Here is a 23,507-nt window from a genome sequence, read left to right as displayed (position 1 = left end):
TTTCATCCCACAGGACATTGGTATACAATAGATGATTTTCCAAACATGTTCCATATATCTGCAATAATGCAGTTGGGTTTTATCTTGGATTTGAAATATTGAAAACCAAGTTTAGAGTATTGTGAATGAGCTGTTGCGATTATTAAAACGTCTGCTCCACTTATCACAGAGTCGATTGACTCGTCATTTTTTACAAATGGGTCATGCAAAACGACCTTTGCTCTTTCCCGTTTTAGTATTTTTATTAATTTGAAAGAAAGAGATTCTCGTGTATCGTCTGAATCTGCCTTAAATGTAAGTCCCAGCAGCGCCACTTTCTTACCTCTAATGGTAGTAAAGTCCTTTATTCTTTCCACTAGGTAGGAGGGGATAGTTTCGTTTATTTTCCAAGCGGCTGCAATTAGCTCAGGAAACGCTATTTTACTGGTGAGAAAAAAACCGTCTTTAAACAGACACGGACCTGCGGTAAGACCCGGGTTTTTTGGGCCTCCGCGTGGGTAATTTTTGTTTGAAAGTTCTACTATTTGGTAGATATCGGCTCCAAACTGCTCGGCGATTATCATAAATTCATTTGCTATTGCAAAGTTTATGTAGCGGTACATGTTAGTAAATAGTTTTAACAGTTCCGCATTTATAGCAGTAGTCGTGTAAATCTCCTTTTTTATTCTTTTAAATATCTCGACTGCCCGCTCCTTACTCTTATTATCATTTGCGCCAACTATTTCTGGAAGTGAAAAAAGCTCTTTTATAGCTTTGCCCTCTGCAAGCCTTTCTGGACAAAATGCAAGAAAAATATCCTTTCCTACCTTAAAGGGAGAATTTTCTTCTATATAGGCTGTGATGTAGTCTATAGTGCCAGGAGAAACGGTGCTTCTCAGGATTATGAGGTGCCCCTTTCTTAAATAGGGAAGCATCTTTTCGAGGACGGAATCTATCTGAGAAAAATCTGGATTCATGTGTTCATCTACAGGGGTTCCGAGAGTTAAAATTATATTTTCAGAGACCATTGCATCAGCGAGGTTTGAAGTTACGGTAAAATTTTTACCTAATTCTTTAACGAGTATTTCTTCTGCTCCTTCTTCCATGAATGGCATTTTCTTTGAGCGCAGAATCTGAAGATATTTTTCATTTATATCCATACCTATTACTTGCACACCCTTTGATGCAAATGCCAGTGCTAGAGGTAGACCTACTCTGCCAATTCCGATAACAGATATTCGCATGTAAGAATCACCCACGTAAGGGTTGATTATAAAGGTTAGATGTTTAAAAGTTAAGGTATTTATAGGTTTAGAGGAGAGAATGCTTGCAATCAACAAAAAAATTGTCTTTGTAGTCTTATTTGCATTTGTTATAAGATTAGTGTTCTCCTTTTTGTTTTCTCTTCCCCTGTCAGGAGACGAGATGTGGCATTTTTTGGCAGCTAAAAATTTTGCGTCTGGTTTAGGGTTTTCTTCCCCTTATGTTGATAATTATTGGGGTGAGGTCAGAGTACCTTTTCCTGCAACTTATAGGCCACCATTATTTGTAGTAATTGCCGGCGCGGTTATGGATTTTTTTGGAAACTCATTTTATGTAATGCAAATCGTTAATGTAGTTGCGGGGACTATAGCTGTTTGGATTTTGTATTTAATATCAAAAAAGATGTATGGAGAACCAACTGCCATATTGGCTGGATTATTCGCAGCGATTAATCCTATTTTTATTTCGCTTTCTATTGGCGGTGAGAGTAGAATGTTCTTTGCTGTAATTTTTCTTTTGTCTGTTTACTTCTGGATCTGCAAAAAGAAGGATATTTCTGGAATTTTTTGTGGGATTGCAATTCTAACTCACCAGATGGGATTTGCACTTGCTGTCGGCTTTGGAATTATGATGCTTCTTGAGAAGGACGGCGCTTTTCTGAATATTAGAAGATTCCTTCTTTTTTTCTCGTCGTCTCTGTTGGCTCTCATAATTTTATTTTTATTTAATTTTACAAGCTCTGCGTCTGTGTATGTTCCTTTTATAACAGAATGGGAACAGATGGAAAAACTTGAACCTCCAAACCTATTTGAGTTTGACTTTAAATCTGCTGTAAGCAATACGGTTCAGAATATAGTTAGAAGCGTGTTGCCACTGCCCCTTTCCAGAGGAGAAGATGGTTTGGTTAGATTAAATTTTGACTTTATTAATAATCCTAATTTAAATTACAATTCTCTTTCTTCAGTAACGACTATCGTACTACTGGTTCTGGCCTTACTATGGATTCGGGCAAGGTGGAAAAAGAAACTTGAGGAAGGAGAAAAATTGTTTTGCTGTCTCTCTGCTGGAGGATTAATAGTTGCTACACTAGCTGCGCACTTTCCAGCAGCTTACACTTACTCCTTTCTATTTGGAGTCTCATTTCTTATTATTATTCTTGGAACGAGAAGAATTTTGGAGGAGGATAAAAGAAGGAGGATTATTTTGATTATGATAGTATTGATTTGTCTCTTATTGCAGTTTGTGGTATTTTTGGGCAGGCCTACTGAAAAACCAGGTATAGTTGCGTGGATTGAAAAAAATGTTGGGATGGAAGAGAGGATAATGTCAAAAGACTGCCTTGAAATTTCCTTTTATACGGGTAGAACTTGCTTTATAACTCCACATGAAAATAACCAAAAAGTTATGGAAACTGCAAAAAAATATGGGATTAAATATATGGTGCAGAAGGCTGAAGAGAATAAACTACTGAAAGAGCAAGATAGAGTAGTTTTTGGCGATAGCAGATGGTATATTTTTAGGATCGACTAATTTTTGTCTTTGAAGAGACGAATCGCAGAAAAAAAAGTTCTGTGAGTTTTGTTGAATATCTGATAAATGCATTCAGAATATTCCATTTGGGTACACCTCTGTCCCTGTTTGACCAAAAAACCGGAATCTCACATGCCTTAGCTCCGTTCATAATCGCAAGAAGTGGTAACTCAATTGTAATCTCAAAACCCTTAGATGTGGGGGTAAGTGATTTTATGAGTTCTGTTTTATACGCTTTAAAGGCATTGGACGTATCAGAGTAGGGGATAAGGAATAGAATGCGAAGTACATTGTTAAAAGATCGATTTGCAAGGTATTTTAAGAGAGGATACTTGTGTGCTTTGCCCCCTTTTGAGAATCTCGTGGAGAATACTATATCAAATCCTTCCTCTATTTTTTCTGCCATTTTAATTGCATCAGAAGGCCTGTCTGAGAAATCGGCCATCATGATGATAGTTGCAAAGCCTGAAGCTTTGTTGATAGCTTCGGCAACAGATAAGCCAAATCCGTATGGTGGAGAACGGTGAAGAGGGATTATCTTGTTAGGATATCGTGTTGCAAACTTTTCCATAATCTCTTTTGTTCCATCTGTGCTGTTGTCATCGGCTATAATTATTTGTGGAGTATAGTTGGAGTTTGAGAATTCGAAAAGTATAGATAATAAAATCTGTTCGAGAGTCTCTGATTCGTTTTTTGTTGGGAGGATTATTGAAACTGTTTTTTTTATACAAAACACCCCTAGCGCAGTTTTACCGTCTATTAAGTTTTTAATGGTTTAAAACGTAAGCTTCTTAATTTAGGCTAACGGGTGCTTTTTGATGGACAGAAATGACGTTTTGTTTTTGGCACCGCTTCTTGTGATTTCCCTAATTGTAAGATTGTTAGCTGCTTTTCTTTTCATTGAAGAACCAACTATACCTCACGATATGGGGTACTACGTTGAATATGCAAAATTTTTTGACGAAGGGAAGCCTTATGACAAAATCCAAAGTAATAAGCTTCCCGTAGTTTATGGTCCTGCAACTCTTGTGTTTTACTGGGGTTGGAGCAAAATTGCTGGAAGTGACTTTTTGTCTCTAAAGATTATGCCAATAGTGTTTGATTTGGCTGCAATAGTGGTGATTTATTTCATCGCAAAAAATATTATTGGAAGGCTAAAGGCTGAGTACGCTTCTTTCTTTTACGCATCATTTTATCTTGTTCTCATTTCCTCAGGAGCATTGGGAAATGACGACCATATATTTATGTTTTTTCTATTATGCGGGATTTTTATGGCTATTGAACATAGAATTGCTCTCAGTGGGGTCCTTGTAGGACTGGCTTCTGGCTTTAAACCTGTTCCAATAGCTATGGCTCCGCTTATTATGTATTATGTTTATAGGAAGAGGGGGATTTCGGATGCAGTAAAGTTTGGAATTATTTCGGCTCTAACATTTTTGATAATATTAGTTCCATTTTATCTTGAATCTGGCGAACGTGCACTTGTACCTTACACGTTAACAGTAAATTTTGAGTATTTTGGTGCTGGAGGGATTGCTCCAATAAACCTCGGAAGGATTGTTGCGGGGGGGATGGAGAACGTCTTATTTTATTTAGAAAACGGAGAATTTATCCCCTTTGAAAAAAACCCACTAAAAACTACTAATAAGACTCCTGTAAACGATTTTTTTGTTTTTTTATCTAAACCTCTATTTTATTTGTCTTTTTTGGCTTTTGTAATTTATGCCTATCTATTTAAGATGAAGAATCCGGAGATTGAACTTTTTAGAAACATAGTTTTCTTGATATTTTTTTCTCTTCTCTCATCGAAAGTTTTGACTGACTTATTATTTTTATACGCTATACCGGCGTTGACTATTCTAATTGCTTCGTTAAAAAAAGATTTGGAGGAATTTGAGTATAGAAGGTCAGAAATTGCGTATTTTGGCATCATAATGATGGCAATAATTATTTTTTCGTTGTTTTATAGGGAGCGGGCTCCGCAAAATCTCATTGAGGGAAGTTTATTTGCCATGTTTGTAGTCTTAGCTGTTGTTGGGACTTATAGCGTTTTTAGAAAAACTGGTTTTGCGTCTGGGATATCCATATTTGTTTTGGGTTGTTCTCTTTTTGCAGTAAATGACGCAAGTCCCTTATACGTACTAAAACCTCTGATTTCCATTCTTGTTCCTGATGCAAGTTTTGGTGTTGAGACAATACACAGCTATTTGATAAAAACACTCAATACGCTCTTGAGCGGATTTTTTGTGTTTAGCGGGGCAGTTCTGATTTTGCTTAAGGCGCATAATCAATTGAATAGCTACCAGCAAATGCCTTCGTAATTATTCTTTTTTTTCTTTAATATGCGTTTTCCCTCAAGCACATATTTGTCAGTGTCTATGTCTTCGAATTCCTTCCAATCAGACAATATAAGGATAGCGTCTGAGTTTTGGATAACTTCCTCCTTTGATTTGGAGCATTTGACCTCCGGCACTGCTTTTTTGAAGTTCTCACTCGCAGCTGGGTCATAAGCAATAACGTTCGCACCTGATGACAGGAGCATTTTTGAGACAGCTATAGCCGGACTTTCTCTGATGTCATCCGTGTTTGGTTTAAATGATAGCCCGAGAAGCCCTATTCTTTTTCCCTTTAGTGAACCTATACGCTCTTGCAGAATTGATATTAAGACGGCTGGCTGATAGCGATTGACTTCGAGCGTTGAAATAAGGATTCTCGGATTTATATTTAACTGTTTAGCTTGCGAAATAAGTGAAAGGATATCTTTTGAGAAGCAGCTTCCTCCAAATCCACATCCTGAATTTAAGAATTGGCGTCCTATGCGTTTATCATAGCCCATGCCTTCTGCAACTTCGTAAGAATCTATTCCAAGTTTCTTGCAGATGTTTCCAATTTCGTTTGCAAAAGAAATTTTAGTTGCAAGAAAGGCGTTTGAAGCGTATTTTATCATCATTGCAGTTTTTGGGTCAAAAAAGAGGAGGGGTGCCTTGATGGACTTGTAGAGAGAACTAAAAATAGTTTTCGGTTTTGTTTTTTTACATCCAACAACTATTCTGTCAGGATTCATAAAGTCCGTCACTGCACTTCCTTCGCGAAGGAATTCTGGATTTGTGCAGAAATAGAAGCCTTCTCCCTCGCTTTTTCCACTTTCTTTTTCAATGATGGATATAAGAAAATCTATTTGCTGTGGGGGGGTAGTGCTTTTAAGAATTATTAATGGTACGTGATTGATATTTGATATTGCCTTTCCGACCTCTCTGCAAACGGAGATAAGATAGCTCATATCAGTTGTCCCATTTGATAAGGATGGAGTTCCAACGCAAATAAAAATAATCTCCGAGTCAGATAACGCTTTTTGTGGATCTGTAGTTGCGGATATCCTTGCTTTATTCTTTTTGAGAAGTTCTGGAAGTTTTGGTTCATAGACAGGAGAGCAGTATGAATTTATCTGGGCTACTTTTTCTTTAGATACGTCTATAAATTGAACTTTATTGCCCATATCTGCAAGACATGCACCTGTTACTAGGCCAACATATCCCGCCCCGAATATTGCAATTTTCATGTGATTATTATATTAGGTATTATTTTTAAGGAAAGTTGATAATAGCTGATTATAAGTTTTTTAAAGTTGGGTGATAGTTGTGAGGATTAAGAAAGCAGTCATTCCTGCCGCGGGTCTTGGAACGCGATTTCTCCCAGCAACAAAGGCAATGCCAAAAGAAATGCTTCCAGTAATAGACAAACCGGCTATTCAGTATGTAGTAGAGGAAGCTGCATGTTCGGGGATAAGAAAAGTACTCATAATAACTGGTGAAGGGAAACGGGCTATAAGGGAACATTTTAGGACTGCTAATAAAAGGGTTATAAGGTTACTTGAAAAGAGAGGAAAAGCCGAAGTAATTAATGATCTTAACGGCTTAAATAAAATTGCGGATATAAGGTATGCGAAGCAAAGTTTTCCAAGAGGACTTGGTCATGCAATAAGTTGCGCCAAAAAATTCGTCGGGAATGAACCATTTGCTGTACTCCTTGGAGATGATATAGTAGTTGACTCAGAAATGCCCTGCATACTCCAATTAGCAAAGGAGTTTGAAAGGATGAATAAGCCCATAATTGCAGTAACGGCTGTGCCCTTTTCAGACGTTTCAAAGTACGGAATAGTGACTGTAGAAGGAGAAGGGAGGGTGAAGCGTATAAAAAATCTTATTGAAAAACCGAAGCACAACGAAGCTCCTTCAAATTTAGCAGTAATCGGGAGGTACATATTTACACCTGATATCTTTGATTATCTAAAAAGAACTAAACCGGGATTAGATGGTGAGATTCAGCTGGCTGATGCATTAAGCATGATGATTTCAGATAAAAAAGAGATTTATGCTTATGAGTTTTCTGGAAAAAGATATGATTTGGGGGATAAAGCGGATTATATTAATGCAACCCTTCGACTTGCACTAAAAAGACCTGAACTAAGGGAAAAAGTGATAGCAACTATCAGAAGTATTAGTGAGGAGTTAGGTTGAAGGTTTATCTATAAAGGTTCTAAACCACAACTCCACCATAAGAATTGACCAAAGCTTATTGGCAGTTACAAGTTCTGAATCCAGAAAAAGTGGTTTTGATTTGCAGTGAGAATTGAGAAGATGTAGACAATAATCTGGGTTAAAGATACCTCGTGACTTAAATTTATCGCTTGTAAAGATTGAATAGACATAATCCTTGATAGGACTGCGCCTGAACCAATCAGCAAGTGGAGTTGGGAATCCCTTTTTAGATTGCCTGTAAAGAATTTCCGGTAGAATTCCTTTCATTGCCTCTTTTACTATGTATTTGAGCCGGTTTTTGTGAAGTTTTCTTTCAATTGGAATACTACAGGAGAGGGCCACTAATTCATTGTCACAGAGAGGGGTTCTAGATTCTATAGAGTGAGCCATTCCTACTCTGTCTTCAACGAAAAACAGGGAAGGTAAATAACATTTTATATAAAGTCTGGTTAGATATTCGGGGTCGTATAAGTCTGCTTTTCCAACCTCTTTTTCAAGCTCTTTTTTTGGGGAAAAATTCTTAGTTTTTTCATAAAAGTCATTTGTTAAGAGGAGACGCCGCTCGTTTTCATCAAAAAGAACGAATAGACCTGTTGAGGCCTCAGGAGAGAGAAGAGGAAAAAAAAGAAAATAAAAAAGTCTTGGTATTTCTCTTAAATCAAAGCCCTCTACTAGCGCCGTAATTAGCGAAAGTGGGGATTTTTTTACAAGAGTGTTGTATAGACATAATTTGTAAATTGGATAGCCAGCAAAAAACTCATCTCCTCCATGTCCAGTTAGAATAACTTTTACGTGTTTTGACACTGCTTTTGCTACTTCATAGTGGGAAAATGCAGTCATTGCTGCAATTGGTTCATCCATATAATAAACGATTTTCTCGATATCCTCCACAAAATCTTTCGGAGTGATTTTTATTTTGTGCATTTTTGCTCCTGATTTTTTTGCAACTGCCTCAGCACAGTCAATTTCATCGTATCGCTTATCTCCAAAATAGCCTGTAAACGAGTTTATTCTGCTTTTTCCAACTTCGCATGCAAGTGCAGTTACAGTTGTAGAATCAAATCCACCTGATAGGTAGCAACCTACGGGGACATCTGCAATCATATGGCGTTTTACAGCTTCTCTTGCAGTCTTTAAAAAAAGGGATGCGTCCTCTTCAACGGTCCTGTTTGCATAAAAAAACGAGGGTTCAAAATATTTCTTTAGTTGAATCTTTCCGTGTTCAATGATAGCTATATGGCCTGGAGGGAGATTTTTTACTCCATCAAAAAAGGTCTTGTCTGAAAAAATGTTTTGAAAAGCGAGATATTCAAGAATAGCTTGATAGTTGGGTTTAGGTTCCACTGCGCCACTTGCAAGAAGTGATTTTATTTCAGAAGCAAAGAAAATGCCGTTTTCTTGGTGAGAATAATGGAGAGGTTTTATACCGAGTCTATCTCGAGCAAGAAGGAGTCTTGAAGACATGCGTTCGTAAAGGGCATAAGCAAACATTCCATTAAATTTTTTTACGGCGTCATCCCCCCAAAATGCGTGAGACTGAAGAATCACTTCTGTATCCGAGTTAGTAGCAAAAGCTACTCCATCCCTCTCGAGTTCTTTGCGTATTTCACGAAAGTTATACACCTCGCCGTTATAAATAATAACATAGTTCTTATCAGCGGAATAAATTGGCTGATTTCCGCCTTTTATATCTATAATGGATAGACGTCTGCTTGCAAGTCCTACTGGACCTTCTAGAAAGAAGCCTTCGGCATCAGGCCCACGATGGACAAGGGCATCTGCCATCTTTTTGAGTATGGAAGGTTGAGCTCTTAGATTTTTTGGAAGATAAAAACCAGCTATTCCGCACATTGATATCAACCTTCGAAATTTAAAATTTCATTTGCAATTTTTTCGGCAGCGTGACCATCACCAAAAAGTTCTGGGTGAGCAGATGGGAGCTCAAACGAAGTTAGTGCATCTAAAATTTCTTTTTTAGTAATTGCTACTTTCATCCAGCCAGCTTCTACTAGCTCAGGAAACCAGACTATGTTGATAGGCACAATGACTGGTTTGTGGAGAAAATAAGCTTCTCTTCTTACACCCCCCGAATCAGTTACAACTTTATCTGCCCCTGCGAGAAGTGAAACAAATTCAAAATAACCAAGAGGAGGGAGTACTTCTATATTTTCAGAGTTTTGGATATGATTCAAAAGCCCAAAGCGCTTTAGATTTTTTCGTGTTCTTGGATGAAGTGGTATTATTACTTTTTGTCCGCATTCAGAGAAAGCTTCAAAAATTTCAGAAAGGCGTTGCATATTGTCTGCATTTTCTTGTCTATGGATAGTTGAGAGGATATAATCTCCTCTTTTTGGTTTAATATTCATTTTTTTTAGAATGAGATTCATGCAGTCGAGCATAACGTCACCGCAATTTTTAATTCGCTCTTCTGAAAAGCCTTCATTTACAAGGTTTTGATATGCTTCCTTTGTAGGAGGAAAAAGAAGGTCGGATAGCGTGTCTGCAATGCGTCGATTTGATTCTTCAGAATTATATAAGTTTCTGTCTCTGATGCCTGCTTCTATGTGAGCTACTGGTATCCTGCACTTTACGGCAGATATTGCCGGCGCTGATGTTGAGGTTACATCTCCATAAACTACCGCCATGTCGGGTTTTTCTTTGGTTAAAACCTTTTCTGATGTTTTTATTATTTTTGACATCTGTTCGCATTCGCTACCCTTTCGAACCCCTAAGTGATATGAAGGCGTTGGAAGCTCAAACTCCTTAAAAAAGATGCCCGACATTTCGTAATCGTAATGCTGACCTGTGTGGACTAAAACTTCCTCTATTCCTAATTTTGAAAATGCTCGATGCATTGCAAATTCTTTGCTTATGTTTGGTCTGGTGCCTATAAAAGTTGCAACCTTCAAGAAAATCAGCCCTTTTTTCGAAGTTGCTCAAAGAGTGAGTGTATCTCGTCTTGGGTAGTTGCATGCAATTCTGCAAGAAAACCAAAAATGAAGGACTGGATACCGCCAAGTATGAGTATTGTTAGTAGGAATAGGATAGGTCGCGTTGTAACTTCTTGGCTTCCAATTAGATAGAGATAGATTAGTAGAAGGCCAAGAACAGAACCTATTGCAAAACTGAGAATGCCTATTGTTCCGAAAAATAACATTGGTTTCTTGGTAAAGTGTAAGTAGAACCATATTACAAGAAGATCTAAGAAGCCGGTGATAACTCTCAAAAAATTAAATTTTGATTTTCCAGAGATTCGCGGATATTCGTTCACGCCTACTTCACCCACTTTAAAACCCATTTTTGAAGCAATCACAACAAAATACCTGTGCCAGTCTTTTCTTAGGTGAAGGTGTTTGGCTGTTTCTCGCTTAAAGACGCGAACCCAATTAAAGTCATTGATGGGGACACGAAATAAGAAGCGAAGGATTAAGCTGTAGATTTTTGATTCTATAATCTTTGTAAGAGGGCGATTCCAGGCGTCTCGTCTTCCAACAACTATGTCATAATTACCCTCATTCATTTTTGAAAGAAGTTTGGGTACATCCTCCCGTGGATCTGATTGTAGATCTGCGGGTAAGAAAATTAAAATATCGTTTTTTGAAGCAGAAGTTGCAGTATTTAGAGCAGCGGTTATACCTAACTTGTGGGGGTGCTTAAGTGGATAGAGATACGAATAGCGCTTTTTGAGAGCTTCTAGAGTGCGCCATGTGTTGTCGGTGCTTCCATCATCGACTATTATAACTTCTCCTTTTATGTTGTTTTTCTTAAATGTCTCATCGATGCGTTCAACCAAGACAGGAAGATTTGACTCTTCATTGCATGCAGGAATTATTATTGAAATTTCTTTTTTCTTCATACCTCATCCCTAAAAAAGTCTTTGATTGACGAACAGACAAGTCTAACCTCTTCTTCTGAAAGCTGAGGGAACATTGGAAGAGACAAAATCTCACTGCACAGCTTCTCAGTGACCTGAAAATCTCCTTTTCTATATCCGTATTTTTTTGCGTATGCATCCGTTAAGGGGAGAGGGATACTGTAGCTTACACTTGTTTCTATACCGCGTTCTTTTAAGAAGTTCTTCAATTTGTCCCTTTTCTTTGTCTTAATGGTGTAGAGGTGATAGATGTGATATGCATAATCGGCCTCATAAGGCGTATCAACTAATGAGGAGAGCTCTTCCGTATAAATCTTTGCAAAGGTTCTTCTCTTCTCATTCCATGAATCAAGCCTTTTTAGCTGGGCTAAGGCAACGACTGCCTGTATCTCTCCAAGGCGCATGTTAAATCCAAAAATACTACAATTGTCTGGATTATTGCCTTCCCTTCCTGCATCACGAAGCATGATTGCACACTTTGCAATATCCTCATTGTTAGTAGTTATTATCCCTCCATCACCTGCACACATCATATTTTTTGTTGGATAGAATGAGAAACAGCCGACCTCGCCCAAACTCCCGGTCTTCTTTCTCTTATAGAGTGCGCCATGAGCCTGACATGCATCCTCAATCACCGTTAATGAATATTCTTTGGCAAGCGAGTTTATTTTGTCCATGTCCGCGGGTTGGCCATAGAGGTGGACAGGCATTATCGCTGCTGTTTTATCTGTTATTTTTTCTCTTATTTTTTCTACGTCAATAGTGAATGTCTTTGGATCAGGCTCGACAAATACTGCTTTTCCCCCTGCAAGTTCAATTGCATTTGCAGACGCAAGAAAGGAATTGGAAGGGGTAATAACTTCTTTTCCCTTTATGCCTATTGCCATTAGTGAGATAAGAAGAGCAGAAGTACCGGAGTTCACTCCGATAGCATACTTTACTCCGCAGTACTTTGCAAACTCCTCTTCCAAAAGTCTTACTTTCTGGCCTTTTACAAACTGACGACTTGCAAGTACTTCAAGAACTGCTCTGCGCTCTTCTCCATCTATAAATGGATACGAACGAGGTATCTGTAACTTTGGAGGTGAGGAGATATTGGCTGATAGTAGTTCAGGATAAGCATGAAGACCTCCTGGTATTTTTAAATCGTGAACTGTTTTTATTTTTCGGGCAGGGTTTCCAACTACGACCGAATTTCGAGGTACGTCTGAGACTACCACTGAACCGGCTCCAACTATTGAATTCTCACCTACAAAAACGTACGGAAGGATTGTAGAGTTTGCACCAACTTTTGCATATTTCCCAATTTTTGGTCCCATCATGTGGCTTTTTGCATAAGGTGAAGTAGGATATGGAGCATTTGTAAGTACGACGTTAGGACCTATCCAAGCACCCTCATCTAAAAAAGCATACTCGGGTATGAACGCGCCTGAATGTATCCTCACATTATCTTTTATGATAGTATCCCGTTCAACGACGGCGTTTGTCCCTATACTTACGTTATTCCCAATAAGACAACGTTCACGAATCGTTGCACCGTGGCCTGTCTGAAAGTTGTCGCCGATTTTTGTGCCAGCATATATAACTGTGCCTGAGCGTATGTAGCAGTTTTTACCTATCTCAAGAGTTAGTGTATCTTTTGTATTTGCAGGCATGACTCCCAGAACTACATTATTATCTATAAACCCTTCGCTTCCAACTTTCACGTTTTTTGGAAGCTTTTCTTTTGAAATCATTTTATTTCATCTCCAATCTCCATTTTTATCAAAGAAGATTGATTTTTTTCTCTTTCCGGCTTCAATCGCAGCTTCACATATTTTCACTATATCCGCTCCAAGTTGACCGTTTGTTATTGGCTCAGAGTTTGTTTTAGCACACTCAAGAAAATGTTCAAGCTCTAACCTTAGAGGTTCTTTTGCATCTACTTTAAAAGTTAATTTTTTTCCTTCATGTTTTATTAATCTATATTTTCCGAAGCTGTCGTATTCGGGGTAGATTCCTTGTTCGAAAACCTCAACTTCAAATTTTAAGGGATCCAGAACTGCGCTTCTTTTCTCACCCACTACAATAATTTCCCGCATCTTAATAGGAGTCAGCCAGCTAACTTGTGAATAAGCAAAAGATTCTCCAAAAACGGCAGAAACTATTGCAAAATCTTCAAAGTTTTGCCTTCCGAGCGGATGGGTCATAATGGTTGAAACCTCATCTGGAAACCTGGATGAGAATAGATTACACATTATATCAAAATCATGGACTGCATAATTAAATATCACACCGCAATCTTCGCGAGGGTTTTTGAAACCCATTCTTGAGAGAGAAACAAAGGCGACTTTCCCGAAATAATTCTCTTTGACCTTCTTTGCTAACCAAGTTATTCCCCCATCAAAACGAAAAGTGTGACCGACCATCAGAACAGCGTGTTGTTTTTTTGCAATATCAACAAGCTTCTGAGCCTCGATCCATTTCAGAGAAAGCGGCTTTTCAACTAGAGTAGGGATGCCTTTTAAAAGAAAGTAAGCAGCTATCTGTGAATGTGTGGAAGCTGGAGTGCAGATAGAAACTGCGTCAGGCGAGGTTTTAGTGTAATCTGAAATTATCTCAACTCCAAACATTTTCTTTGCAATTTCTGCATTGCGGGAATTTGGTTCGCACACAGTGACATTAATCGACGGAAGTTTGAGGTAGTTTCTTATATGATTTCTCCCCCACTCTCCGGCTCCAACCACAAGGACTTCCATAGAAAAATCGCCTTATTTCAAATGAAAAGAATTTGCTAGATAAAATTAAAATTCTGATGTGTGATAACCCAAAAGGCTTTTTGGATATCCAAAGAGAAAGAGAAAAGAAAGAGAGAATAGTGTTATGCTGGACAACAACGTTGCAAGCGAAAAGTTCTCAATAGAAGGATAATAAAACCCCAAAAAACATAGGATAAGAAAGTGTAAGAATACTCCGAGGAGGGATAGAAGGAAGGGCGTTTTTTCATCTCCATATGACCAGAATATGTTTATAGAAAGAAAGAATAGTGAAAAGAAAAAGGCGCCTATAGAAAGGATGGAAAAGACAAGAGGAGATGAAAACTGCGGTGTGTAGAAAAAAGAAAGTATCTGAGAAGGAACGGCAAGAAAGAATAGGAGTGGCAACAACAACATGAAAGCAGACTTTCCAAGTAGGATGAGATGTCTTTTTCCGGGGGGTTCCTTTTTTGATAATTTTGAGCTTGTTGGCATGAAAACTAGTACAAGCCCGCTAGAAAGAAAGTATAATATTCTTGCAGTTATCGCAGCTGCGTTGTATATTCCTGCCGCTTCGGCACCAATAAAAAGTTTTGTAGCAAACAAATCAAGATACATAAAGATAGTAAAAAGCATGCCCGTTACAAATACATAACCTATGCGATAATTAAAGTTTATGCTATACTTCTCGATTCTTTTTTTGCCAATGAATGGTATAAGCAGAAGTGAGAGGACAAATAATGAGGACAGCGGAAAGGCAAGAATCGCTCCGAATAAGCCTAACCCGAGAATTACCATTATTCCAGATACTATGAATCTTATAAAAGCTATAAAGCCTTGAATAAATGAGGCTATGACTATGTTTTCTGTTCCTTGAAAGTAAGCACTGGGAATTGCTATGAGATAGATAATAATAGTGCCAAGGAGCATTAGAACATAAGGAACTGCTGCATCCTTAAATAGAAAAATAAAAATGAGAGAAAGAAAAAAAGGTATTGAACATATAAACGCAAAAAGTCCAAGATGCTTAAAAATAAAATACGTCATTTTTTCTTCTTCTCTTTTTAAATGAAGACGGGAGACTTCAGTGGAAAGGAGAGATTGTATGCTTGTTGCTGGAAATGTAATTATAGCGAATGTTCCGATTAAAACTGAGAGTTCGCCGTAATCTCTTGGAGATAAGAATCTAACCATAAGAAAATGATATAGATAAGCAAAGAAAGTTAGGATTACTACCCCAGCAAATGTAATCCCACTATCAAAAAAGAATTTTAGTTTTTTATATTGTAGTAATTTCACCTCGACTACCTGCGCGGATATGTTTGAGGTATAAACTCACTTAAATGGGCTTGTAAAGTTTATCAATCTGTAAATTTTCACTTCCCCCTCCTTTGTCTCATAGACTAATTCGAAACCCGGTAGTTCTTTTAAGTAGAAGCCTTGATAAAGGACTGAGTCATAGAATTTTCCTTTTCTGTCTTCCCACCCACTCGCAGCTGTTCCGTTTTGGCCAGGCCAGATATTGTCCTTTGTATAAAAGGAATGAAAAATGTAAAAGTTTTCAGTTTGTTCCACTGGTTGAAAAAGTAGGGCCTTGTTTAGGACGAGGTCTCCACTTTGGGTTTTTGTGTCAAGTTTATATGTCGCAAGTGGATTGATGGACCCGTCAGCCATCTTAGCTTGTCCTATGCAATACCTGGGAGCAAGTATCGTCTGAGTACCGGTTGATGTTTTCTGGCGAATTGGCACATACGCAGTTGTGCCTCTAATGTTCTGGGAGAAGGATATGGTGCATTTTTCTTGCCAAGAGGGGTTTCGAGGGACGTATACTGACTCCCAAGTATGTTCAAATTCACAGTCTGACTCTCCAGGATAACGGGAGACGTCGGTCTGATTGAGGTTTGCGCACGAAAGATAATTTAGAGCTCCAAACTTTCCTCCGAAGGAGTAGCCCCCTCCACTTATTATCTCCTGGTCTAACATCAAGTATCGCGAATCAAAGAATTGCATCTTTTTAGCTAGATCCTCCGGCGACTCTGCAATGAATGCGCTTGCTATCATTCCAATCATTTTTGGCGAGGTGTGTTCGTTTCTAAGGACGGTTTTTTTGTTACCAAAAAAGTTTGTCCAGTGCCCGTAATCCCACCATGAAGTAATTCTATCGCTATCGGAAACGTTATGCTCAATCCAGTCCATAACTTCTATCCAGTAAGGAGAAATGCGAGTACAACGAAACGAAGCGGCATATCTTTCTGATTCTGTTGGCCCCCTAAAAATGTCAGAAACTAAAGAAAGGAAGCATAGGCGTGAAGAAAACTGGTTGTTTATATCAGAGAGAAATGCTTCATCCAAAGCTCCAGCCTTACATATTTCTTCATCGTACTGACCAACCAGTTTTAACCGACCACATATCTCTTGGAACTTGGATGAAATCGCAATTGGGTTGTCTTGATATCGGACCTTTGATGATTCTAGCAATATAGAAGAGGCAAGGGGGGTTGGTGAAAAAGCACTGTAGAGTGCAAATAAAAACGCAAAACAAAACATGCCAAAGAGAATAGTTTTAAGAGCCTTGCTTCTTTTCTCCTCTGGCCAACTCCTTAGTTTAGCAAAATGGTTTACTAAATAGCCCAGAAATATTTCAAATTCAGCAATTAAAATAGTTGCAGCAAGGACTAGCATCAATGCAAAGAAGATAGTATATTTTGTCCTATTTAGTCCTACATAGGATATTGGAAAGATTATAAGGGCGTAGAGAGCAAACAAATCTGATCGATGTGTATTGTATCCCCTCTGAACTGATCTAACAAATGCAAACAGAATTGCAAGGAAAGAACCAAAAAGAAAGAACATTCCAAGGCTAACATCTTTTTGAATGGTCTTAGTTTGCAAACCAAAGACAACTCCAACTGCAAAATCCAAAATTGAAAGGAGCGTGTTGATAGCTTGTGTCGACGGAACAGCAAATAAGAGTACTAGTGTCTGAACAAAATTATCAAGAAAGGAGAGGTAGGGGATCTTAACGCTTCTAGGGTTGGCTGCTAGAAGTCCTGCCTCACCTTCAAATGAACCGCCAGCAATACCTTGTTCCTGTATTGTACGAGTTAGTGGCTGTTCAAATGATATTGTTGAGACCGCTCCTCTTCCAGCCTCTAGGAATTTTGAGAAGAGTGGAGTAAAAGCAACACCAACAAGGGCGACTAACACAATACCTCCAACCACATATATACGAAACTCCTTGTCCTTCACATAGTTTTGGAGATAGTAGGGGATTGCACAAAATAAAACAGAAATTGCAAGAGAAAAGAGGTATTGGTAAGGGATATCAGATATCTTACCAAGTTGATATAAGTCAAACATTAATGTCGACACAAGGGCAATAAACGAATAAAGGAGTGAAAGAATCATAAAGTAGTATATATTCTCTTTTTTGTAAATGAGAAACAGCGAATAGATAATAGTGAAGGAGGGGATTACCAAAACCATTATTTGGTTTGCATTTGATCCGAAAAGAAGAACTACAACAGCAAAGGCGGTAAGGAGGTAGTAAACCCAATTTTCTTTGTATTTTATTGCAAGGGAATAAGATGAGAATAGGAAAAAGATTGCAAAGAAATTGAAAGGTTGTATCTCATTTACACCTGCAGCCATTTTTATTATAGTAGCCGGCAAAAAGGCGGATAAAGCGCCAGCAACAAGGCCATACCTCCTTCCATATTCTTGAGATATGAGTAGATAGACAAAAAATACTAACAAGCCGGCAACAATGGGTGGATAAAAGGATGAGACTACGGATAGAAGGTAGTTATAATATTCCGACGAATTTGTGTAAAGCAAATACCACTGAGCCTCGAGATAGCTTGTAAGAGGGGCCGTACGGTGGTTTGGCTTTCCAAAAGGATACCAGGCAGTATCGTCAAAAAGGGGAGCTGCTCCATCAGTTATAATTTGTCGTGCGCCATACATATAAAAATAGGGATCAAGTTCCTGGTATATTGGAGTGTATGATTGTAACCGTATCCAAAAGGCAATAAATGAAAGAACGAGTATTGAAGCTGGAGCAAGATGCGGAAATAAATGTGGTGCTACATTCTGAATACGGAATTCATTTGATGTTTTAATAAGAGAGGGATTGATTTTTATATCTGAAAAAATACCTATTTTCCAACATGCTAACAGCCCAACTAGGAATGTGAGTAGGATGTTTGTGTAAATCAGCCAAATTGAGAAACTGATTCCAAAAAAGAAGAATTCAAAAAAAGAAAGGAGCGGTATAAGACAGAAACCTATTGTAAAGGCAAAGAGCAACTTTTCAATTATATGGAAGTGTGTTTTTCTAAGGATGGCAAATGTAAGAGGGAGAGCTGGAAAAAATGATGTCAATAGTATTATAGCTAGCAATTTTATTGCGTCAAACTGAAACATGAGAATAAACCTCCTGAGATACTTTGAGCTTTAAGTATAAAAAACATGACAGTGCTAGATTTTCCAGCATTTGCCGAAGTATCCATTGCTCTTGTATATGAAGAGTGGCTCTTGTTCTATGCTATCAAAAAATTCCTTTTCAACTGGACTTAGGTGAAGAAGAGTAGTCTCGCATATGTGAGTTATGTTGTACTCTTTTAGTGCAGGATAGTTTTTGGAGTAGAGAATGTCAGCTGGGATTCGCCCTTTTACATTACCAAAATAGTTTGAGAGTATTCCAGAATAGAAGATTATTCTTTCTGGAGAGGTCGAAAGGATAATTGAATCTTTTGGGATTTTTTCTTTGATAAGGGAATAATACTCGAGGTGTTTTTCAAAAAGTTTCTTGTAAGTAACCGCATAGGCAAATGGAACGGCGACAATTAAAAGCCCTGCAATTACAAGACTGATTAATGCTTTTATCTTAAAGCGGACCAAAAGATGATTTATTCCGAATCCTGCTCCAGCGATTAGAAATGGAAAAGTAGAAAAAAACATTCGAGGATATGGGGTCTGAATAGAAAAAAATAGAGAAAGTAAAAAAAGAAAGATAAATAATGTTGCTAGATGTTTTTCTTTTGAAAGAAGAGAATGGAGGCCATAAAGCATTATTAATAGGACGTACCCCCAAGCTAGTAACCAAAAAACAAGTGCAGCCGGAACAAAGGGGGCGGGCAAAAGGGGAGATACTGATTGGTTTTGTGAGATATAAGAATAAGAATCTCCAGAATTAGGAGCACCAATCATAAATTCAAGAAGCATGTTTAACCAAAAGATAGGAGAAATAAGGCGCGTTGTGGAGTCAAAAAAAGTTGGAACATCATATTGTGCTCCTGGATAAAAACCTAAATCAAATACTGGGAAAACTGGGTTACCATAGAGAAGATAGTTGCGGACATACCATGGGGAAGAGAGGAGAAGAGGGACGACTAGGGATAGAATTGCGTCTGTTTTGTTTTTCCTTGAAAAAATAGAGTGAAAGGCAATACCTAATGGTACTGCGATGCCATGATAATGGGTTAAGAGTGAGAAAGCTGAGAATATTATTGAATAGATGAAGTGTCTTTTTAGGTGTTCTTTAGAATATTTGAAGTAAAAATAAAGAGCTCCTGTTATCGTCAAAAACATAAGCGAATCAGTATAATTTATGGCTGAGTAATAGAGAAGCGGTGGGAGGATAGCAGCAGAAATAAGCGAGTAGAACGCAATCTCCTTGCCAAAAAGTAATGTTAGTAACCTATAGCCAAAGAATAGGCCGATTACCCCATAGACGAGGGGTGCAAGAAATGGTAGTTTAGGGTCTATCCAGTAAAGCGGAACACCGAGCAAGTGGTGTAGAGGCGGATGGAAATAAGGGAGTGCACCTGCTCCGACTTCAATCTCAAATGAAGGGATATAAAGATTTGAAGCAATGAATTTGGTAAAATTATAGTGAAAGACAGCGTCGCCAGTTATAGGAACAATGAGAAAGAGAGCAAGTCGGATAAGTAATGAAAAGAGCAGTATTAAAATCACACTTCTTGCACTTTCTCTCTGAAGCATACAATCAAACGGTTTTATTGTTATTGTATTGTTTTTTAACTTTAAATGCTACTTAGCTAGGACATGGCAAAACTGGACGTCGTGGGGGGAGGGCCTGCAGGGCTTTTTTGCGCAATTTCGGCAGCGATGAGTGGACATGATGTAGTAGTTTATGAAGAGCATAGACAAATAGGAAATCCCGTTAATTGCACCGGTCTTGTTTCAAAGACAGGTTTGGACGAGCTTTCAGAGTTTATAGATTACAGAAAGTGTGTTCTCTCTCAGATAAGCGGGGCTCGCATCTTTGCAGGAAAAGAAGAGATTGCAATAAAGTGTAAAAGTACAGCAGCATATGTAATTGACAGAGCGCATTTTGATGTTTTATGTGCCGAAAGGGCAGAGAAAGAGGGAGTAAAAATTATCTACGGAAAAAGAGTCTCTAAAAGTGATATTGCATCAAAAAGAGAGATTGTGGGAGCTGATGGGCCGAATTCATTTGTGGCAGATTATTTTCGTTTTCCGAGAATAAGGCGTTTTGTGAACACTTATCAGCAAGAGGTTGATTTCGCACCCGAAAAAGACAGAGTATATGTGTACTTATCTCAAAAGGACTTTCCAGGATTTTTTGGTTGGGTCGTGCCAGCATGTGACGGCTATTCAAGAATAGGGGTTGGAGTTGGTCTTCCAAATAACAGCAAGAAATTTTTTGATAGATTCATAAGCAAACTTGGGGTTAAGGACATGAAGAGGAGGAATACGTCGTCAGCGCTCATTCCTCTTGAGGTTAGGAAAAAAACTTCAGGTACATTTGAAGGCAGAAACGTGATGCTAGTTGGAGATGCTGCTGGCCAAGTAAAGGCAAGTACTGGAGGGGGGATTGTTTTTGGTTGCCTGTGTGGAAAAATAGCTGGAAGATGTGTGGAGAAGCCTAAATTATATGAGGCTGAATGGCGAAAAAGATATGAAGCTGACCTCGCTATCCACAATATTGTGCGTTGCTTTCTCAACAATATTGGGGATGGTGCACTTGAAATGGGCTTCAGAATTGTAAAGGGATTAAAAACAGACCGCTTTTTGGAAAAGCATGGGCATATGGATATGCCAACCAAAATGATTGAAAAAGAAAAGCTAATTGATTATATCAAGATGATTGCTTTCGGTTGAGTTGTTTTTATGAAACCATACCACGTTGCAATAATTCCTGACGGAAACCGCAGGTGGGCAAGAAAAAATGGTCTGCCAACGCTTGAAGGTCACAAAAAGGGAATAGAAAATATGAAAAAAACCCTCGAGTGGTGCAGGGAATTGGGAGTTAAGATGGTCTCTCTTTGGGGATTCTCAACTGAAAACATTACAAGAAGCAAAGAGGAGGTGAATTATCTCTTTAGGTTATTCGAAGAAAAGCTCAAAGAAGGGGAAAAGGAGAAAGACTATTCAAAATACAAAATAAGGGTAAGATTCTATGGAAGAAGGGAGATTTTTCCGCAGAGTATTCAAAAGAAGATGGCTGAGATAGAGCAGAGGACTTCAAAAAACAAAAAATATTTCCTGAATCTATTTTTTGGGTATGGGGGCAGACAAGAGATTGTGGATGCGGTTAATAAGGCGGTTGAATTGGGGATCCGAGTAAATGAAAAAAGCTTTCAGAAGCTTCTTTATACAAATGACTTACCTGACCCCGATTTAATTATAAGAACTTCTGGAGAGATAAGAACTTCTGGATTTATGCCATATCAATCAGCATACTCGGAATTTTATTTTTCAAAAAAATTATGGCCGGAATTTGATAAACGAGAGTTTAAGAAGGCACTCCTAGAGTATTCGAAAAGAAAGAGGAGATTTGGAAAATAAAGACGTGAATGTACCTCATGGTTAAAATAAAGAAGGGAAGACAGACAATAGCAAAGAACGCTGAAGTCGCTGCAAGTTCCATTAGTAAAGTGTTAGGATTGATGTTCAGAAAAAAAGCAGCCCCTATCCTGTTTGAGTTTGAAGAAGATAAGCGTTGGGCTATACATTCGCTTTTTGTATTTTTTTCATTTGACGCAGTATTTCTAGATGCTAATTACGTTGTGGTGGATGTTTTTCAGTCGGTCAAGCCATTTACTCTTTATATAAGACCTCGGAGAAAGTGTCGATTTCTGCTTGAAATGCCTGCGGGTTTTGCAAGAAAATTTAAAATAAAATGTGGAGAGAAAATATCGGTAGTTTAGTGGGAGAACAAAAAACAACAGACATTGGCTGGCGGATATTACCCGTAAAGGCAGAGTATCAAATTCCCTTACCTCCACTTTCTAATGAGGAAAGAGAGTTTGCAAAAGAGATAATCACAAAATTTTCGGAATATTCACGAGAACACGAAACGATTGAGAAAGAGGAGATTGAGAGGGCTATTGGAGAGATTATAGAACAAAATTGCCGCGAGAATCAGATAGAGCTTGGAGAAGACCAGTATAGGGATATTCTGGAGGCATGCCTTTCTCATATAAGCGGATTTTGCGGGCTCGAATGTCCTATATCTGACAGTGATGTTGAGGAGGTATCAGTTATTGGTCTTGGAAAGCCTGTTTATATCTATCTTAGAAATTCGGGGTGGAAAAGAACGAATCTAGTTTTCAGCGACGAGGAATTGTTGATTGAAGTCATAAATAAGATGGGTCGTGAAATGGGAAGAAGAGTAACGTACCAAAAACCAAAATTAAACGCTATTCTTCCAGGAGGCTCGAGAATTCATGCAAGCATCCCGCCCCTTTCTCAAGGGGAGCTTACAATACGAAAGTTTTCGAGCTCACCGTTTGCTCCCTGGGAGCTTGCGCTCAATGGAACACTGACTTTTGAAGCGTTATCATTTCTCTGGTGTGCAATGCAGTTTGACTTGAGAATGCTTGTGTGCGGCAATACCGCCAGCGGAAAAACTACTACTCTAAATGCGCTTTTTTCATTTGTACCAAAAAATGAAAGAGTTGTTGCATTTGAGGATACTCCTGAGATTAGGGTATTACAACCTCATTTTGTAAGAATGATTGCAAACGAGGAACTTGGAATCGGAATAAAGGAGATGGTTTGGGACAGCTTGCGCATGAGACCAGATAGGGTTATTGTTGGAGAAGTAAGAACCCGTGAGGAAGTGAGCGGACTAGTTGAGACAATGCTTTCCGGACAAGCAAAAGGGAGTTATGCGACTATGCACGCCCAAAGTTCCCAGGAAGCCATCCAGAGGATGAAGAATTTGGGTGTCTCGGATATGGACTGTAGATCCCTTGACCTTACTATATGCCAGAGGAGAATTTCTTTTTATGATGCAAAAACAAAGAGGGTCGGTGAAAAAAGAAGGATAACTGAGATTGCAGAAGTAAAAAAAGAGGGGGAGATTGGGGTTAAGATGTTATTTCAATATGATGAAAAGAAGGATTGTTTAATTCCACAGTATCTAAATTCTACTACATTTAACAGGATAGCGTCATTTTTAGGAATAAGTAAGAACGAAGTTTTGTCTGAGATTAGTAGAAGAGAGGAATTTATCAGAAAACTTGCAAGAAGAAAACCAACTTATGAAGAAAGCTTCGCACTAATTCAAAAATTCACTTATGGGGATGACTAATA

General features: G+C 38.4%; 18 protein-coding genes. 7 read left to right on the top strand and 11 right to left on the bottom strand.

The features are described 5' to 3' along the window. Window positions 1-2 precede the first annotated feature (2 nt). Window positions 3-1,223 carry a nucleotide sugar dehydrogenase gene (locus QXF67_01830; GenBank protein ID MEM3060258.1) on the bottom strand — a complete coding sequence of 407 codons (1,221 nt, stop codon included), beginning with the start codon at window positions 1,221-1,223 and terminating at the stop codon, window positions 3-5. Between the two features lie 79 nt (window positions 1,224-1,302). On the opposite strand from QXF67_01830, the gene QXF67_01825 reads away from it, so the two are divergent. Then, window positions 1,303-2,772 (top strand): glycosyltransferase family 39 protein, encoded by a 1,470-nt coding sequence (locus QXF67_01825; protein ID MEM3060257.1) that lies wholly within the window; start codon window positions 1,303-1,305, stop codon window positions 2,770-2,772. On the opposite strand, the gene QXF67_01820 is transcribed toward QXF67_01825, so the two are convergent. Next, window positions 2,759-3,508: a glycosyltransferase family 2 protein gene (locus tag QXF67_01820; GenBank protein ID MEM3060256.1), complete on the bottom strand. Its 750-nt coding sequence runs from the start codon at window positions 3,506-3,508 to the stop codon at window positions 2,759-2,761. The two genes, QXF67_01825 and QXF67_01820, sit on opposite strands and share 14 nt — an antisense overlap. A gap of 82 nt (window positions 3,509-3,590) precedes the next feature. Between QXF67_01820 and QXF67_01815 the strand changes: the two genes are divergently transcribed. Next, entirely contained in the window at window positions 3,591-5,093 is a 1,503-nt protein-coding gene (locus tag QXF67_01815; protein MEM3060255.1) for a glycosyltransferase family 39 protein, read from the top strand. Here QXF67_01815 and QXF67_01810 read toward each other — a convergent pair. Then, complete coding sequence (locus QXF67_01810) at window positions 5,072-6,331, bottom strand: UDP-glucose/GDP-mannose dehydrogenase family protein (protein ID MEM3060254.1); 1,260 nt, start codon at window positions 6,329-6,331, stop codon at window positions 5,072-5,074. The two genes, QXF67_01815 and QXF67_01810, sit on opposite strands and share 22 nt — an antisense overlap. Before the next feature lie 79 nt (window positions 6,332-6,410). Between QXF67_01810 and galU the strand changes: the two genes are divergently transcribed. Continuing rightward, on the top strand, window positions 6,411-7,289 hold the full coding sequence (gene galU / locus QXF67_01805; protein ID MEM3060253.1) for a UTP--glucose-1-phosphate uridylyltransferase GalU: 879 nt from the start codon (window positions 6,411-6,413) through the stop codon (window positions 7,287-7,289). On the opposite strand, the gene asnB is transcribed toward galU, so the two are convergent. The 8 genes from asnB to QXF67_01765 are packed head-to-tail and all read right to left on the bottom strand — an operon-like array spanning window position 7,281 to window position 19,925. Next, entirely contained in the window at window positions 7,281-9,161 is a 1,881-nt protein-coding gene (gene asnB, locus QXF67_01800; protein ID MEM3060252.1) for an asparagine synthase (glutamine-hydrolyzing), read from the bottom strand. The genes galU and asnB overlap by 9 nt on opposite strands. Before the next feature lie 5 nt (window positions 9,162-9,166). Further along, on the bottom strand, window positions 9,167-10,219 hold the full coding sequence (gene wecB, locus QXF67_01795) for a UDP-N-acetylglucosamine 2-epimerase (non-hydrolyzing) (protein ID MEM3060251.1): 1,053 nt from the start codon (window positions 10,217-10,219) through the stop codon (window positions 9,167-9,169). Between the two features lie 5 nt (window positions 10,220-10,224). Beyond that, complete coding sequence (locus QXF67_01790) at window positions 10,225-11,166, bottom strand: glycosyltransferase family 2 protein (GenBank protein MEM3060250.1); 942 nt, start codon at window positions 11,164-11,166, stop codon at window positions 10,225-10,227. Beyond that, window positions 11,163-12,920, bottom strand: coding sequence for an aminotransferase class I/II-fold pyridoxal phosphate-dependent enzyme (locus tag QXF67_01785; protein ID MEM3060249.1), 1,758 nt, complete (start codon window positions 12,918-12,920; stop codon window positions 11,163-11,165). Before QXF67_01785 ends, QXF67_01790 begins: the two co-directional genes overlap by 4 nt. Window positions 12,921-12,926: 6 nt before the next feature. Then, window positions 12,927-13,922, bottom strand: coding sequence for a Gfo/Idh/MocA family oxidoreductase (locus tag QXF67_01780; protein ID MEM3060248.1), 996 nt, complete (start codon window positions 13,920-13,922; stop codon window positions 12,927-12,929). A 45-nt stretch (window positions 13,923-13,967) separates the two neighbouring features. Continuing rightward, window positions 13,968-15,218, bottom strand: a complete 1,251-nt coding sequence (locus QXF67_01775; GenBank protein MEM3060247.1) for an oligosaccharide flippase family protein — start codon at window positions 15,216-15,218, stop codon at window positions 13,968-13,970. Between the two features lie 36 nt (window positions 15,219-15,254). Continuing rightward, window positions 15,255-18,344, bottom strand: coding sequence for a hypothetical protein (locus QXF67_01770; GenBank protein MEM3060246.1), 3,090 nt, complete (start codon window positions 18,342-18,344; stop codon window positions 15,255-15,257). A gap of 54 nt (window positions 18,345-18,398) precedes the next feature. Next, window positions 18,399-19,925, bottom strand: coding sequence for a glycosyltransferase family 39 protein (locus tag QXF67_01765; protein ID MEM3060245.1), 1,527 nt, complete (start codon window positions 19,923-19,925; stop codon window positions 18,399-18,401). 63 nt (window positions 19,926-19,988) lie between these two features. Here QXF67_01765 and QXF67_01760 point away from each other — a divergent pair, with 63 nt between their 5' ends. The 4 genes from QXF67_01760 to QXF67_01745 are packed head-to-tail and all read left to right on the top strand — an operon-like array spanning window position 19,989 to window position 23,505. Continuing rightward, the gene (locus tag QXF67_01760) at window positions 19,989-21,068 is read left to right on the top strand and encodes an NAD(P)/FAD-dependent oxidoreductase (protein ID MEM3060244.1); all 1,080 of its coding nucleotides are present in this window, start codon (window positions 19,989-19,991) and stop codon (window positions 21,066-21,068) included. Window positions 21,069-21,077: 9 nt separating this feature from the next. Next, window positions 21,078-21,755: a polyprenyl diphosphate synthase gene (gene uppS / locus QXF67_01755; protein ID MEM3060243.1), complete on the top strand. Its 678-nt coding sequence runs from the start codon at window positions 21,078-21,080 to the stop codon at window positions 21,753-21,755. A gap of 17 nt (window positions 21,756-21,772) precedes the next feature. Continuing rightward, window positions 21,773-22,117 (top strand): DUF192 domain-containing protein, encoded by a 345-nt coding sequence (locus QXF67_01750; protein MEM3060242.1) that lies wholly within the window; start codon window positions 21,773-21,775, stop codon window positions 22,115-22,117. Beyond that, entirely contained in the window at window positions 22,117-23,505 is a 1,389-nt protein-coding gene (locus QXF67_01745) for an ATPase, T2SS/T4P/T4SS family (protein ID MEM3060241.1), read from the top strand. Before QXF67_01750 ends, QXF67_01745 begins: the two co-directional genes overlap by 1 nt. Window positions 23,506-23,507: the final 2 nt, after the last annotated feature.

The sequence above is a fragment of the Candidatus Anstonellales archaeon genome, assembly GCA_038869735.1.
Taxonomy (GTDB): domain Archaea; phylum Micrarchaeota; class Micrarchaeia; order Anstonellales; family CG1-02-47-40; genus JAWCQO01.
The sequence above is the reverse complement of the archived record's forward strand: the minus strand, read 5'-3'. Positions and strand labels throughout refer to the sequence as shown.

What these genes read in the sequence shown, in the direction of transcription:
- QXF67_01760 (MEM3060244.1), top strand. Translation starts at nt 19,989, where the DNA reads ATGGCAAAACTGGACGTCGTGGGGGGAGGGCCTGCAGGGCTTTTTTGC.
- QXF67_01770 (MEM3060246.1), bottom strand. Translation starts at nt 18,344, where the DNA reads ATGTTTCAGTTTGACGCAATAAAATTGCTAGCTATAATACTATTGACA.
- uppS (MEM3060243.1), top strand. Translation starts at nt 21,078, where the DNA reads ATGAAACCATACCACGTTGCAATAATTCCTGACGGAAACCGCAGGTGG.
- QXF67_01790 (MEM3060250.1), bottom strand. Translation starts at nt 11,166, where the DNA reads ATGAAGAAAAAAGAAATTTCAATAATAATTCCTGCATGCAATGAAGAG.
- QXF67_01750 (MEM3060242.1), top strand. Translation starts at nt 21,773, where the DNA reads ATGGTTAAAATAAAGAAGGGAAGACAGACAATAGCAAAGAACGCTGAA.
- QXF67_01780 (MEM3060248.1), bottom strand. Translation starts at nt 13,922, where the DNA reads ATGGAAGTCCTTGTGGTTGGAGCCGGAGAGTGGGGGAGAAATCATATA.
- QXF67_01815 (MEM3060255.1), top strand. Translation starts at nt 3,591, where the DNA reads ATGGACAGAAATGACGTTTTGTTTTTGGCACCGCTTCTTGTGATTTCC.
- QXF67_01825 (MEM3060257.1), top strand. Translation starts at nt 1,303, where the DNA reads ATGCTTGCAATCAACAAAAAAATTGTCTTTGTAGTCTTATTTGCATTT.
- QXF67_01785 (MEM3060249.1), bottom strand. Translation starts at nt 12,920, where the DNA reads ATGATTTCAAAAGAAAAGCTTCCAAAAAACGTGAAAGTTGGAAGCGAA.
- QXF67_01830 (MEM3060258.1), bottom strand. Translation starts at nt 1,223, where the DNA reads ATGCGAATATCTGTTATCGGAATTGGCAGAGTAGGTCTACCTCTAGCA.
- asnB (MEM3060252.1), bottom strand. Translation starts at nt 9,161, where the DNA reads ATGTGCGGAATAGCTGGTTTTTATCTTCCAAAAAATCTAAGAGCTCAA.
- QXF67_01810 (MEM3060254.1), bottom strand. Translation starts at nt 6,331, where the DNA reads ATGAAAATTGCAATATTCGGGGCGGGATATGTTGGCCTAGTAACAGGT.
- QXF67_01765 (MEM3060245.1), bottom strand. Translation starts at nt 19,925, where the DNA reads ATGCTTCAGAGAGAAAGTGCAAGAAGTGTGATTTTAATACTGCTCTTT.